The sequence below is a fragment of the Pseudomonas sp. NPDC089734 genome (assembly GCF_044748865.1).
Taxonomy (GTDB): domain Bacteria; phylum Pseudomonadota; class Gammaproteobacteria; order Pseudomonadales; family Pseudomonadaceae; genus Aquipseudomonas.
Genome location: NZ_JBIVGV010000033.1, coordinates 1 through 13,647, shown reverse-complemented (window position 1 = coordinate 13,647; position 13,647 = coordinate 1). Strand labels below are relative to the sequence as shown.

At 53.2% G+C, this 13,647-nt stretch carries 8 protein-coding genes and 2 pseudogenes; 5 read left to right on the top strand and 5 right to left on the bottom strand.

Annotated features, from left to right (window positions below; translation table 11 throughout):
- Positions 1-282: 282 nt before the first annotated feature.
- Positions 283-588, bottom strand: a complete 306-nt coding sequence (locus tag ACIPY9_RS24155) for a hypothetical protein (RefSeq protein WP_400707670.1) — start codon at positions 586-588, stop codon at positions 283-285.
- 409 nt (positions 589-997) lie between these two features.
- On the opposite strand from ACIPY9_RS24155, the gene ACIPY9_RS24150 reads away from it, so the two are divergent.
- The 3 genes from ACIPY9_RS24150 (at position 998) to ACIPY9_RS24140 (ending at position 6,360) form a co-directional block, all read left to right on the top strand.
- Positions 998-1,909 (top strand): site-specific integrase, encoded by a 912-nt coding sequence (locus tag ACIPY9_RS24150; RefSeq protein WP_400707667.1) that lies wholly within the window; start codon positions 998-1,000, stop codon positions 1,907-1,909.
- 235 nt (positions 1,910-2,144) lie between these two features.
- Positions 2,145-4,481, top strand: a complete 2,337-nt coding sequence (locus tag ACIPY9_RS24145) for an ATP-binding protein (RefSeq protein ID WP_400707664.1) — start codon at positions 2,145-2,147, stop codon at positions 4,479-4,481.
- 1 nt (position 4,482) lies between these two features.
- Positions 4,483-6,360 carry a hypothetical protein gene (locus ACIPY9_RS24140; protein ID WP_181073793.1) on the top strand — a complete coding sequence of 626 codons (1,878 nt, stop codon included), beginning with the start codon at positions 4,483-4,485 and terminating at the stop codon, positions 6,358-6,360.
- A gap of 169 nt (positions 6,361-6,529) precedes the next feature.
- Here ACIPY9_RS24140 and ACIPY9_RS24135 read toward each other — a convergent pair whose 3' ends face one another.
- The 3 genes from ACIPY9_RS24135 to ACIPY9_RS24125 all read right to left on the bottom strand — a co-directional run bounded on the left by ACIPY9_RS24135 (position 6,530) and on the right by ACIPY9_RS24125 (position 11,583).
- Entirely contained in the window at positions 6,530-7,369 is an 840-nt protein-coding gene (locus ACIPY9_RS24135; protein ID WP_181073794.1) for a phosphoadenosine phosphosulfate reductase family protein, read from the bottom strand.
- Positions 7,362-10,439: an ATP-binding protein gene (locus ACIPY9_RS24130; RefSeq protein ID WP_400707659.1), complete on the bottom strand. Its 3,078-nt coding sequence runs from the start codon at positions 10,437-10,439 to the stop codon at positions 7,362-7,364. The genes ACIPY9_RS24135 and ACIPY9_RS24130 overlap by 8 nt, the downstream gene beginning before the upstream one ends.
- A 217-nt stretch (positions 10,440-10,656) precedes the next feature.
- Positions 10,657-11,583 carry a DUF4007 family protein gene (locus ACIPY9_RS24125; protein WP_181073796.1) on the bottom strand — a complete coding sequence of 309 codons (927 nt, stop codon included), beginning with the start codon at positions 11,581-11,583 and terminating at the stop codon, positions 10,657-10,659.
- A 457-nt stretch (positions 11,584-12,040) separates the two neighbouring features.
- On the opposite strand from ACIPY9_RS24125, the gene ACIPY9_RS24120 reads away from it, so the two are divergent.
- Complete coding sequence (locus ACIPY9_RS24120; protein WP_400707656.1) at positions 12,041-12,520, top strand: antitoxin Xre/MbcA/ParS toxin-binding domain-containing protein; 480 nt, start codon at positions 12,041-12,043, stop codon at positions 12,518-12,520.
- Positions 12,521-12,695: 175 nt separating this feature from the next.
- Here ACIPY9_RS24120 and ACIPY9_RS24115 read toward each other — a convergent pair.
- A pseudogene (locus ACIPY9_RS24115) lies at positions 12,696-13,538 on the bottom strand (ribonucleotide-diphosphate reductase subunit beta); the annotation flags it as partial.
- Positions 13,539-13,551: 13 nt separating this feature from the next.
- Between ACIPY9_RS24115 and ACIPY9_RS24110 the strand changes: the two are divergent.
- Positions 13,552-13,647: pseudogene (locus ACIPY9_RS24110) on the top strand (hypothetical protein); the annotation flags it as partial.

Genomic DNA, 13,647 nt, shown 5'->3' with positions numbered 1-13,647 from the left:
GTGAGTAATCACGCTGTGTGCGCTTTACACCTTGCTCCATCTGACTCTCCGGAAATTCGGGATGGGAGGTGTAAACCTTATTCAGGACGGGACAGACGGTCCAAAAAAGCCCGCCGAAATCGGCGGGCTTATCCATCGTCTCCAAGGGGAGGCGTAGCGCCAACAAATCTCGGAGCCCGCCGAGACAGCATACACACGTTCGGCGGGAAGGGGGGTATCGCTGGTCGGCTGGCTGGCAGACTCCAGGCATCATGAAAAAGAAACAGGGGTTGGCGTCACGGGTCAGCCACCGTCGCGGAACCAATCGTTCCGGTTGACTAGTCCCAGTTCATCTTCGATAGCGTTGGGCTCACTGTCGAACAGATGCGCGGTACGCCGCTCCTGTTTGAGGTAGCCGAGGGTGGTGAAGAAGCACCGCTCGCACAGGTGCACTTCATAGTGCTCACCGTCGTGTGCTGCCCCATAGCCCCAATGTGCCTCCAGCGTCCCGTATTGCAGGTTGCCGTTCGCCAGCCGGGTGGACTCGGCGCAAATGTCACAGCGCACATCGGTTACCGCTTCGCTTTCCACGCGTCCCAGGATTTTCATGGTCCTGCCTCGCTCGCCACCGTCTTCTAAGCGTAGAAGTCTGTGGCAGCATCACTGGGCCATCGGTCGTGAGGGCGATGGGCTGTTCAAGCGGAGCGGCTCGGGGCGGCGGATGGCTACACTGAGAGTACCGGGCACAGGTCTTCGGTGCGTCGAGCTCTGTCAGGCAGGCACCATCGGTGACCCGACCGTTTAGGGCCTACATCACGCGGATTGGTTGTTACAGCTGGGCAAACGCTGTTACACCGCATTTTTTCGTACCGTTCAAGCGGTACGGAATTACACGTGTACAAACAACCACGAGGCGCGTCTCAGACCTTCAGTTCTGAGGTGTGAGAAGCCTGCATTCTCAAACGCCAGGCGGCCAATCACCGTTTAGTGACGTTCTGGGTGGTACGGAGGGCGGGAGATGAGCGATCCCGAACGCTATCGACAGGCCGGCCGGCGCGAGAGCACCGCCCGCCGCTATGCTCGGGTGATCGAGCATTTCGAAGGGGAGTGGGGCGGTCTGTTGCCGGCCAGCCACGCCAGTGTGGCGCGCTACCTGGCGGAACAAGCCGAGCATTTTTCACCCGTGACCTTACGGACCCACCTGGCGGCGTTGGCCCGGTGGCATCAAGAGCATGGTTTCGTTGACCCGACAAAGGCCCCTGCCGTGCGCGACGTGCTTCGGGGCATTCAGGCGCTGCACACCCGGCCGCCCCAGCAGGCCGAGCCGCTGCAATTGCGGGAATTGGAAGCGTGCATTGAGGTGCTGAAATGTGAGGAGCAGGGTGGGCAGCCTGCGAAGCGGTTGCGTGCTTGTCGCGATCGGCTTTTGCTGTTGCTGGGCTTTTGGCGCGCGCTGCGTAGTGACGAACTGTGCCGATTACGGATCGAGTTCATCCGGCTCGAACCTGCGCAGGGGCTGACGGTGTTTCTACCCAGCAGCAAGACCGATCGCGCTAACCTGGGGCGACAGCTCAATGTACCGGCGCTCAACCACATGTGCCCCGTCCAGGCCTACGAAGATTGGTTGGCCTGCAGTGGGCTATGCGAAGGGCCGTTGCTACGCAATGTCGACCGCTGGGGCAGACTAGGGGAGGGACTACACAGTTACAGCGTGCCCCGAATCCTCCGCCGGATCTTGCAGCGCTGTGGGCGTGAGGCGTCGGGTTACAGCGGACATTCGTTGCGCCGCGGCTTTGCGACCTGGGCCACTACCAATCAGTGGAGTGTTAAAGCGCTGATGGACTATGTCGGCTGGCGTGATGCGCAATCAGCAATGCGCTACATCGACGCGACCGGACCGTTTGGTGACCTCCGCCGCGAACCTCCATAGGTCGATTGGCAATGCTATTCGTAATGGCTTAGTGCCAGTTGTTAGGAGCGGAACGGCTAGGTAAAATAGCCTATTGCGTTTACTGCGGCACTGTAGTCCTGTAGGAAAGTGTAGCGCCGATTGACTGCGATGCACCCATTACGAGGAATCGAGTCGGCCCTTCGTCCAATTTCCGATTTACACATTCAAGGATCAGAATCCAGTGGCTACTTTTTCTGTTGCAGCCAGGACCCTCGTGCATCTTGGTGCGGAGCTCATTACTTCAGATGAGGTCGCCGTTAATGAGCTGGTCAAGAATGCCTTCGATGCGGAGTCCGCCAGGGTCAAAATAGTCATCAATCATCCGGTCCAGTACACCGTCATCGCTCATGAGCTTGAGCGGTTAAGGCCGATAAAAAGCAAGCTTAAGCTGACGGTTGAGGTAGCTAAAACCTGCGAGATACTAGTCGATGCCGTAGGTGCGCTGCCTGCGGGGCCAATGCGCGCAGAGGTTGAGAAGAAAATTACGCATTTGCGCGGTGTGGCAACATATGCCGAGGCCAAACGGTTACTAGAATCCATTAACTATCTATCGATTGAAGATGCCGGTGTCGGCATGAGTAAAAAAACTCTTGAATCAGTTTTTCTCACAATCGGTACTCCTTCCAAGCTGAATACACAGTTAGCTGGACAATCACATCGAAAGGTATTAGGGAATAAGGGTATCGGCCGGCTAGCCATGATGCGGTTAGGAGGAGCGGCCCAGGTGATCACCTGGCAAAGCAAGTCAGTAGCTCACCGGATCAAATTTGACTGGCGCTTGTTCGATGATCCTACTAAATCGATCGGTGACATCCCTCTTGGCGTTGTCCGCACTGTCCCTCCCCGTACTACTGAAACGGGTACGGTTATTATCATCTCAGCATTAAAAAATGACTGGACCGAGGATCGGGTCCGTACCGAACTGGTTGGTCAGTTTTTGCGTCGCCTTCAAAGCCCTTTTGCGACTGTTAAAACAGAGCAGGACCTGGTCAGTTTTCCCATTGACGTACATTTTAACGGCGGTAATAGGCTGCCAATTGAGGGGATGAAGAAGGTACTGACGGACCTAGTCCAGATTGATTTTGAGCTTAATTTTGACCCATCAGGAGTCGATGGGGTGTCGGGACGTATGCTCGAGACCAAGCTCATCGATTATCAGCGTGGCAAAGAGCCAGAGGTGACACATCGTAATGTAACTGAGATGACCACGAAGCTCGAGACTGATCAGGACTCGCTCGATAACATCGGACCATTCAAAGCCATGATTCGATGGTTCAACCGGGATAAGTTGAGGCAGCAGTCCACGCTTCATGGCAACTGGAAGGCGGCCAAGCAAGAGCTCGATCTATGGAGTGGTGGGATCGCAATCTACCGAGACGGTTTCCGTGTTGGTTTCTCGGGGCAGTCCACTGGTGAGGACTGGTTGGGCTTGGATAGCTCTGCCCTAAAACGTGGCGGCTTTGCGGTGAACCGTATTCAGGTCGTCGGCGCGCTGGACATCACGCGTGCTGAGAATCCCAATCTGATTGATCGATCCAACCGAGAAGGCCTGATCGACTCCAGGGAAACGATGCTGGTCAGAGAGATTCTAACCAAGTTCGCGGTAGATGAGCTCCGTCGGTACATCGATAAAGAAGGGCGCTTGGAAAAGAAGGCTGAGCTTGACGAGTTGGTCGAGAACGCGCCGGTTACGATCCTTTCAAGGATAAACCAAGCCGAGCAGGGGTTGTCCGACATCCGCAGCAAAGTGCCTGATGATGCAAAGCATACTGTCCAGTCGATTTCCAAGCATTTGCACTTCATACGCAATGAAGTTAAGAAGTTTGAAAATGCGAGTAAACAGGCTGGTGAGCGGCGTGAAGATATTCTTGAATTGGCGGGAGTGGGAACCGTCATGTCGGGTGTTCTGCATGAGCTGACTCGAACCACTGGGCATACGAGAGAACTTCTCAAAAAACTGTCGAAAGATGAGTCCCCTCAAACGAAGGCGCTGTTGCAGAAGCTAGATGCTGAAATTAAGGCAATTAACACTCGTCTGCGGCAGCTTGACCCGCTAACACCTTCCGGTCGTCACCGTAAAGAAGAGTTTGACCTCATGGCGTTACTTTCCACAATTGTGGAAGGCTACGCCGCTAGGTTTGAAAGGCACCATATTCACTGCCATCTGGCGATTGCTGATGAAGTGGGGCTGAGACCGGTTAAGGTCAACATGGTCAGGGGGTTCGTGAGCCTGGCTATCGAAAACCTGATTACCAACTCTATTTATTGGCTAAAGCAGATAAGCAAAAGCGCCAGCGATGAGTTGTCCATTTCGCTGGATTATGACCCTGTTGCCAAAACACTATCGATCCGTGATAACGGCCCCGGAATCTCACCTGCTGACAAGGATCGTATTTTTACTGCCGGATTTTCAATGCGTCCCCGTGGTCAAGGTCTGGGGCTATTTATCGCCGCAGAGGTTGCGACCTATCACAATGCTCAGCTTGCGCTTGATTCCGCAGACGAAGATGGCCGCTATCGCTGTTTTGTTCTAGAACTTCCTAGGGATTAAAATGGACCTTTCTACGATGTTGGCAGAGGCGAATATCTCCACTGTTGCGATTGTGGATGATGATTTGTCAATGGAGCTGAGCGTACATGACTTGCTGGCTGTGGACGGCGATCTTGAGGCGTTACTCGGAGACCCCCATGATCCTGATACTCAGCAGTACCGTGAATTACTCATTGCACATAACTACGATTTTGACGGATTGCCAGATCGAGCGTCTCCGCTTGCCGATGAGCGAGTTCGCAATGCAGCTCCGAATCGGTTGCGTGAAGCTGCCGAATCAGTACTGAACACCCGCCACGATAACGCGGCACCGGTGCGTCGGCTCCAGGATTTGCTGCAGGGCGCGGGTGTTGCCCCCGATAACATTCATACCTATTCCAAGCCGGAGATGCCACCCGAACACCAGTACGATCTGCTGATCGTTGACTATTATTTGGTGGACAATTCTGCCGAGAAAACTATCCCTTTCGTTAAGACCGTACTTGACGCCCATGTGGGACGGCCTCACCCGCTCCAAGTAGTGCTGATGTCTACCTATGAGGCCGAGATAAAACAAAAATTTAGTACTTTTCGTCCAGAACTGGGGGTCAGTAGCTCTCGCATGCGGGTTATGAGTAAGCCCGTGACTGACGATTATTTGACTCACTGGAAGCTCGCCCTATCACAGTTGGCGAATGATCGCTCCTATATCGGCGCACTGGAAGGTTTCATCAGAAACACTGGAGTATCGATCAAAAGGGCAGCGGAGCAACAGGCAGAGCATCTATGGGAGCTTGATTTGCAAGCCATGGATATTTTGCACGAGACCGCATGCAGGGATAACGACGATTACAGCCGCTATGTCCAGGAATGTATAAGCAGGCATCTCCTGACTCAGATTGAAGGGCAAGCAGCAATGCGCGGTTCCATTTCCACTCTGGAGGCGTTGCTCCAACGCCATCGGACTGAAAATGTCATCCCTCCGGTGGCGGAGATTGGCGATTCCAGGGCTGCAATCCGTTCCCTTATGCGCAGCATGGAGTGGCGGGGAGGTGGGGCGCCTACTCTTACGCCTTACCCGGCTCAAGGTGACAATCTTGATAAAGCGAAATGGGTGAAAAAGAACCTCCGATTTGGAATGGTTCTTAAGGATTCACTTGGAAAGGAGTGGCTAAATCTGACTCAGGCGTGTGATCTGGCCCAAGCGAAGGATCACGCGCTCGAGACGACGTCGTTGCTGCTGATTTGTGGCTATCGCACCCACCCTTCCACTGGCGCTGCTGAAAATGGGGGGCTAGTACAAATGAACTCTGCCATGACGGATGATGATGCTGAGGTTTTGGGTTGGAACATGCGTTATGTCCGTACACCATCGATCCAGGAGTTTGGTTTGGCTTTTGGGGATCATTGGCAGGTCATTGGCGAGTTGCGGTTGGATCTGACCCAGAGTATTGCCGAGCAATATGCGTCAAGGGCGGCGCGGGTTGGTCTGCAGAGAATGATGTGGAGTTGGAAACTTGAAGGTGTGGGGATACAAGTCAAAGCGCTGACGGAAGCAGCTCCGGACGCTGTAATGGCAGGGGTGAATCTTTCAGGCCACAGCATGACACGGAACAAAAAAGAAGAGTTGCATTTGGACTCTCAGAGTTTGACGCTGCTCGCCGAGGAGTTTCCAGGCATATATGGCGAAATGTTACACGCCCACCGAGGGGTTCAACTGAAAAAAGGTGAACGTCATGATGGGACCCCTCTGATGCTATTTTGTAAAGGCAAACCGCAGACGATGAAGGCCCTACGTGACGAACTAAACTACGAAAATTGGCTTGGCAGTCAAAAGAATGCTGAAAAAGTGATCGTAGCTCTGTGGTATGTCGAGACGATCTCAGACCACATAGAGTGAGACGAGTGCAAGTCGGGAAGATAGAATCGTCGTGCCGACCTGTCTCAGATAACTCTGGCTAGGGAGTGATGCACATCAAATATCGACCCTGGATGCTGATAACTCATCATCCAGGGTTTGGGTGCATCGTCCTCTAGTGTTAAATCAGGCCGTTGAGTGATCCTGACGATTATTTATGGCAGATAGCGCATGCGCCGTCTGCTTCATCCACTCCGTAAGTGTCGTCAATCTCTAGATTTTCCTCCCAGGGCCTAAGTGGGTTGCGGGGGCGACGTGCTTTAGTTCGTTGGAGTCGGTTCGCATATTCTCTATATATCAGTTCTACCCTTTCGGGTTTTTCCAGCTCGGTCAACGGCTCGCCTTTTGTCCAAGTAAAGGGAGAGCCATGTTCGATTGCTGTTTTCTCCAAGGCCTTTGCCTCTTCAAAGGCCTCAGGATGGCGCTCTCGTAGCCGTACCCATTCAATCTTTTGTTGGAAGAAGCAAAAAGTGCATCCACTGCGGCTACGCCATTCGTAGTACTTAGGGAGTCCGAGACCTGAAGACTCGAGCAGCTCAAGCACGCCTGGCTTGTCTATACCGTCTTCACGGAACGGCAATACCACTTTCAGGTTTTTGTTTTTGGACGAATAGCCCTCTCGGTACTCCTCGTCGGCCCTGATAGCAACATACGAGAAAATTTTCTCCCCGGCGGCCAACATCGGGCGTGTCCACTCTTCGAACGGCGCCAGTTTTAGTTGCCGTGTACACCACCGCGTTTGGGCTGAGGGCAAGAAATTGTTGTATTCTTTGAGCCAGAATTTAAAATCTCTTCGCGGGTTCAATCGAAGAATTGTTTGCCCGAGAAACCCCTCAAGACGTCCAAGGAATTCTTGAACCTCTGGAAGTTCCTCTCCGGTATCGGTGAAGAAATATTCTATTTCAAGATCGGGCCGGGTCTGTCGCATGTAAATGGCCAGGGCAGCACTATCTCGCCCCCCGGAAAGACCTAAAAGATGACGCTCACGCATCCTGGGCGTCTCCCTCAACAATTTTCTGACTCGCTTTGGCCAGCGCGGCGAGTAGTAAGTCTGTCTGCAATCCGGAGTCCTTCAGGATTTGCATGACTCGGTTTGCCGTTCCATGGACGGCGTCGTTGTCACGGCTGTTAACCTCAAATTCCCGTGTGATTACTTGTGTGTGCCCATTGGCGCCAATCACTAGCGAGTAAAGTTCTCGTCCGGCTGTTCTTCCTGCAACAGAGCCCAAGGCCTCGGCTTTTCGAAAATCTAGGGCCAGTTCGGCTATGGAGATAAAAGCCGTTTCGATATCTAAATCTGTCCAGTCTCTAGGGGGCTTGGTTAGTACCAAAGACAATACCCCTTCAATCCCCTCTTGAGTGCCGTCACGTTTGAGAAGCCGGGTGGCAAATCCTCTGACACGCAAGTCTCCACCTGTTAGAGAAACGAACTCGGCACGTCGTCTTAAATCTGGATCGTCACCGGGCTGAGCATCCAAAGCTTCTGCAAGCCGCCCATCAACGAGCCGTAGCATCGTAGGATAAGCATCCAGCAATTCAGCCAGTGGTGTCTGTAAATTTGCTGCCACTTCCGTTGGGGAGGAGGCTTCAAGTACGTCCGGCAAATCTATGAAGAGAAGTCGGTGAGGGTCCGATGCAGTGACCAACAAATCACGCAGGGCTCTGGATGTTGGAGATAGCCTATGGGTTCGCCTTGCCCATGGGGTCAACGAATAAGCCAGTGCCACTAAAGACCGTGCTATTTCCAGGGGTGTGCTTTTCTCAGGTTTCTGGCCGAGATCAGCCAACGTTGCAGCCAAACCTTTGAGAGTGCGCTTACGTTCATTAGTCTCTTCCACCCAGCGAAGTGAGAAGCGGCTGGGATCCTGCAATAACTCATCAACGTCAGCATCACTAACATGGGGCTCGAACATGTTGTCACGATACACTGCGATTTTGTTGAAGTGCGACAGGATGAATGCGAGCGCCAGTACTGGGCGCAATCCTGTTTTGACGCCATAAGGAGGCAAACTCCATGCGTTGTAAATGGCGTCCATGCCTACGGTGCCTGCGCCCGGTGCCATGAGTATTGCTTGGGCTTTTTCCCATAGGGGGAAGAGATTTCTTGGATTCGACTCCTTGGGAGGACAGAATTGCCATCCATGTTCCTGCGACTCTCCGTGCAGACCCGTTGAGGCAAGAAGTGTTTCATATAATCCACGTTCGGCGGGATAGCCCTCGATACCCAGGTGTTCTTCGCGTGCGTGGTGAACCATGCGGTGCATCAAGTCTCGGCGCGCTTTTACGCTATTGGCCGACGGTGCATCTCTGTTGATGAGCTCGCTCCATATTATCGGAGCGGCTTTAAAGATTTCATCTGCCAGTTCAGATGCGAATACCGACAAGCTGCTGGAGAGCCGGCGCTGCGATGAGGAAGTCCAGCTTGCATTGAGTACTGCGGACCTCAAGGCTTCCTCAAGTGCGCCTTTAACGGAGGATAAACGAGCGGAAACCTCTCGGCGTGCAACCGAGTCGCCCTCCAGCTCTGGACTGCCTTCATAAACTAAACTCAGGGCGATAAGCTCGGCGCCCAAGTCAGAGATCAGCTCGTGATTATTGGGCACACCAAAAATCAACGGCGTGGCAGGCTTAGATGATAACTCACTAAGGGCTTTAACGGTCTCATCAGCCGTCACTCCCCGTTCAGGCAGGACTAGCGCTAGTCGTCCGAATTCGCCTTCCTTGGGCTCATAGCTTTTTGATAAGCGATCCGCTTCATGAGGGGAATGCAGTGAGATACCCAGCCAACGGAAGGTTCCTGTGTCTGCGTAATGTCGCTTGGCGATGATCGGCGTGAGGCTAGCAAGCTCCGACAAGGTTTTCATGTCTGCTGATACAAATGTTGCTCTTGCCCGAGCTACTGCCTGATCAATGTCGAAGTCGCTTCCTTCAAAAATCGTCCAGGCGCCGATATGTTTCCTGAAGATTGCGACCCGCCAGGCGGATAGATGATTGAGGGCATCTGAAAGCGTACTGCTATCTGAGTTCGTAATGACTGTATTGAGAACAGCTTCATCTGCGGCCACTCCAGATGCGGAGCGGAATACATCGATCAATGCAACGGTCTTCGCTAAGGTAATCTCGGCTAAAGTGGCTCCTCTTGTGACCGCTCGTTCTACGGCTTCGACTGCCTGTGCCCACCGATGTCCGTCAGGTGAGGCGAGGATAGCCTGTTCAAGGTTCGACCTGAGATAGTCCCAAAAGCGGTCAGGACCGTAAGCTGTTTGACCGTCCCAAGTACTCAGGAAGTCTTGGAATCCCTGAGGCTCTAGTGAGGTCAAAAATCCGAAAACACTCCTTTCGTTTTGGCCGAACTGTCTCCGGGAAGTGGGGCCTAATAAGGCTGCAGTGATCGGATGTAGAGGCCAGCATTTATCAAGCAATTGCCCCATGATTTGCCCGACTGCTGGGCGTCGCTCAGAAATAGCCGCGCCGATCACTGAGCTTATTGTCGCTGTTGAGGGATGATCAATATCACACTCGATGGCTCGTCCGATGAGCTCGACCACTTCATCTCCATTTGCAACGAATGAGACGTCCGAAAAGCGGCCTTGGACCTTGGCCCATTCTTCCCGTGCCTCAATTCCTAAGCGAGACGCGTACTGTCGAAAAGCCTGATGAAGGATACCGACGATAACAAGCCGGCCTTTACATCGAGCTGCCATTTCTGCCAAGTCTTGGAAGAAGTGGACGTCGTCACCTCCAGCAGCGGATGCTTCCAAAAATTTCCCCATCTCATCAACGATGAGAAGGAGACCGCCGCATTCAGGGTTGCCCGCTGTTTCGGCGAGGTTTGCTATAAGAGAGTCGACATTGTGATTTTCGTCGCTATTTCCTAATGCTTTATTGAGCGCCTTGGAAACCTCTATTCGGACACTACCACGGCGTCCAACTACCGGCAGAACAAGCCAGTTTGCTGAGTCCACTGGGAATGCTTCGCGGAATTGCGGAATATCATCAAGTAAATGGGAACTAGATGGGGCGGGAGCACGAGTAAGGGCGGAAGCTAAGACCAAAGCCAAGGAGGATTTTCCTCCTCCGTATGGACCTGTCCATGTGAAGGCTCGCTGATTAGTGCCGGCGATCTGCCGAGACATTGATGCAATGGCTCCGCGCGCAGTTTCAGTCAGAACATAACCATCTACCGCATCGGGCCTGCCGAGGTCCGAGTCTATCCGTACGGATCGGCGATAATGTCTTACAATCCGTACCGCTTCATCGCGGGGGGTGATTTCGGAATTACTGTGCATAGGCTTGCCCTAATAGATTATTCATCAGTAGTTCGGCATCGAAATCAGCTCTATGGATTTGACGCATTCCTGAAGTGTCGGACCATCGAAGTTTTCCGTTAGTAAGATCCGACAATGAAAAAAGACGCTCTGCTATCGACTCTTCATCAAGTTTGAATACTCGGCCAGGAGAGCCTGCGGCATAGGCGATTGTTTCAAAAGTGAGTGATGTCTCGCCTTTACGGTGACGTGACCAATAGTCTAATAGAGCCCATGCAAAAAAAGCATCGGGTAATGTTGACTTAGGTCCTCGGCGAAACGAAAACACCCCTTTGCGTTCTTCTTGAAGCAGACCGAGCTCAGCAAGCATAGACTCAGCCGAGTCCTCTACAGAGGAAGTGGCAGCCCGAGGGGCATACCCCCTAAGACAGACATCAAGGTCTCGCGCAAGCGTTGCGCTGGAGAGCTTTTTTCCACCTGCTGCAGCGAGTGCAAACTTACTCAAGCTTGGCAGCGCTTCCTCTCGATTAAAAGAGTGAGCAGAAAATACGTTGAACAACCAATACCAAGTTGTTGAACGTATGCCTCTGCCTGCCAGACACCAATGGGCATACCATGCTGTGACTAAATTTTCCGAATATGGGTCAAGTCCACCTTTTTGGAAGACCTGCTTACCTACCGACGTAACATTGAAGTGGCGCCTTGATTTGTCTTCGGAGATGACGTCGCAAGCCAATGCCCAATGCTTGATGGCCGACACCATGTTCCTGCCTACGCCGAAGTCTGCGATTGCCCGTTCGTCGGTAAACGTTTCCTTAGAAAGCCGATCATGTGCGTCGGCTCTGTCCACCGCTTTCTTCAGCCACATCTGGCGCAGAGGGAACGTCTCGTGCCCTGAGAAATGAACGTCTATCTTTTCTGGTTGGGTCGCAGTCATCACTGTCCTTTCAAACTGGGGGCTTCCTCCAGTCTCTCAGTTGGCGCCCTGGAGAATCCATCCAGTTGGCGCGCTTGGCTTTCTCGCATTGTATCCGGGCACAGCTCCAATGTCTTCTCATCAGGCACAGGAGGGCCGCATCTCCTGATGCATCGCGAGGAGTGGGGGAGAGGTAAATCCTGGAGCTTCACGCGTTCGCGGCTAGCACGTACCGCCCCGCGCGCACGTTTTTGATATTGGTGATCCCTCGTAGAGCGATCCCCGAGCGGAAACGAAGATTACGACGCACGTTGGGAATGCCTTTTCAGGCTGCCGTGGGGACGCTTGCTGACAGGTCGATTGCCATTGCGGAATTGAGCGATCCAATCTTGAGCCAAGCGTGGGCCGCCGGTTGTGCGTGCATGCTTTCTGCTTTGAATGGCGTTACGCTGCCTAAGGTGGCTCGGGAGGAAATGCTATGTCTAAGCGCAGTAGAAATGTCGGTGTTGGCGAGGTGCCCGGCTACTCGCCGACGCCGACCGAACATCTGATAGGGATCCGTGAAGAGCCATTTCCCTCACTTGGACTGTATCTGTTGGTGCGTGAAGGCTTTCTTTTAGATCGCGTAATGGGGATGGTGTCGTCCTCAAAGTTGTTTGAGTCTAGGAACGTGTTAACACGAATTATCGGTAACTCGGGTCGTAGTATGAAGCGCCAAAGGAGTTCTGGTTGCGTAGTAAGGCTAGATGCTCGGCAAAGTACAATCGCTTTTCAATATGCACATGCGCTGGAGTATACGCTTAAGGTGTTTGGTAGCCCGCAAGCTGCTGAAGATTGGCTCGGGCGTCCTTGCAAGTATTTAGCTGATCAAGTTCCGCTGGATATGATCGAAAACTGGTACGGGTTTCAGGCTGTTAAGGATTATCTGGAGCGTATTGAGCTCGGGATCTATCAATGACAGTCTCTTTGGGCGCTCGCTCTTTCTGGTGTTTAGGGGGGGCTTAACATGCCTATGTTTTTGACTATGAAAAAAAACACCTCAGCTAGGGGCTGAGGTGTTCATTGTGTGTAGACTACTGTTTCAGCGGTTCCTGAAAAAATTTCAGTCGAACATGAAAACCTACGCCCAATCATCAATCCCAGCTCAAAGCCCCACCAGTCTGATACTCAATAACCCGAGTCTCAAAGAAGTTCTTCTCTTTCTTCAAGTCCATGATTTCGCTCATCCATGGGAACGGGTTGTTGGTACCTGGGTACTCTTCTTTCAGGCCGATCTGCGACAGGCGACGGTTGGCGATGAATTTGAGGTAGTCCTCCATCATCGCGGCGTTCATGCCCAGTACGCCGCGTGGCATGGTGTCGCGGGCGTATTCGATTTCCAGCTGGGTGCCTTGCAGGATCATCTGCGTGGCTTCTTCCTTCATTTCGGTGTCCCACAGGTGCGGGTTTTCGATCTTGATCTGGTTGATCACGTCGATACCGAAGTTCAGGTGCATGGATTCGTCGCGCAGGATGTACTGGAACTGCTCGGCGACGCCGGTCATCTTGTTGCGACGGCCCATGGAGAGGATCTGGGTGAAGCCGCAGTAGAAGAAGATGCCTTCCAGAACGCAGTAGTAGGCGATCAGGTTGCGCAGCAGTTCCTTGTCGGTTTCGACGGTGCCGGTCTCGAACTTCGGATCGGAGATGGAGCGGGTGTATTTCAGGCCCCAGGCTGCCTTTTTCGCGACCGACGGAATCTCGTGGTACATGTTGAAGATCTCGCCTTCATCCATGGCCAGGGATTCGATGCAGTACTGGTAAGCGTGGGTGTGGATCGCTTCCTCGAAGGCCTGGCGCAGGATGTACTGGCGGCACTCGGGGTTGGTGATCAGGCGGTACACGGCCAGTACGAGGTTGTTGGCAACCAGCGAGTCGGCGGTGGAGAAGAAGCCCAGGTTGCGCATGACGATGCGGCGCTCGTCGTCGGTCAGGCCTTCCGGGTTTTTCCTCCTGAACTTTGAAGGCTCCGGCGCTCAGGCCCGGGTGCAGGTCAACTTTGCCGAAGGCAGCAAGTGGTTGATGATGGGGTACGCGAAGCTGGTG

What these genes read in the sequence shown, in the direction of transcription:
- ACIPY9_RS24120 (WP_400707656.1), top strand. Translation starts at nt 12,041, where the DNA reads ATGTCTAAGCGCAGTAGAAATGTCGGTGTTGGCGAGGTGCCCGGCTAC.
- ACIPY9_RS24125 (WP_181073796.1), bottom strand. Translation starts at nt 11,583, where the DNA reads ATGACTGCGACCCAACCAGAAAAGATAGACGTTCATTTCTCAGGGCAC.
- ACIPY9_RS24155 (WP_400707670.1), bottom strand. Translation starts at nt 588, where the DNA reads ATGAAAATCCTGGGACGCGTGGAAAGCGAAGCGGTAACCGATGTGCGC.
- ACIPY9_RS24135 (WP_181073794.1), bottom strand. Translation starts at nt 7,369, where the DNA reads ATGCGTGAGCGTCATCTTTTAGGTCTTTCCGGGGGGCGAGATAGTGCT.
- ACIPY9_RS24140 (WP_181073793.1), top strand. Translation starts at nt 4,483, where the DNA reads ATGGACCTTTCTACGATGTTGGCAGAGGCGAATATCTCCACTGTTGCG.
- ACIPY9_RS24150 (WP_400707667.1), top strand. Translation starts at nt 998, where the DNA reads ATGAGCGATCCCGAACGCTATCGACAGGCCGGCCGGCGCGAGAGCACC.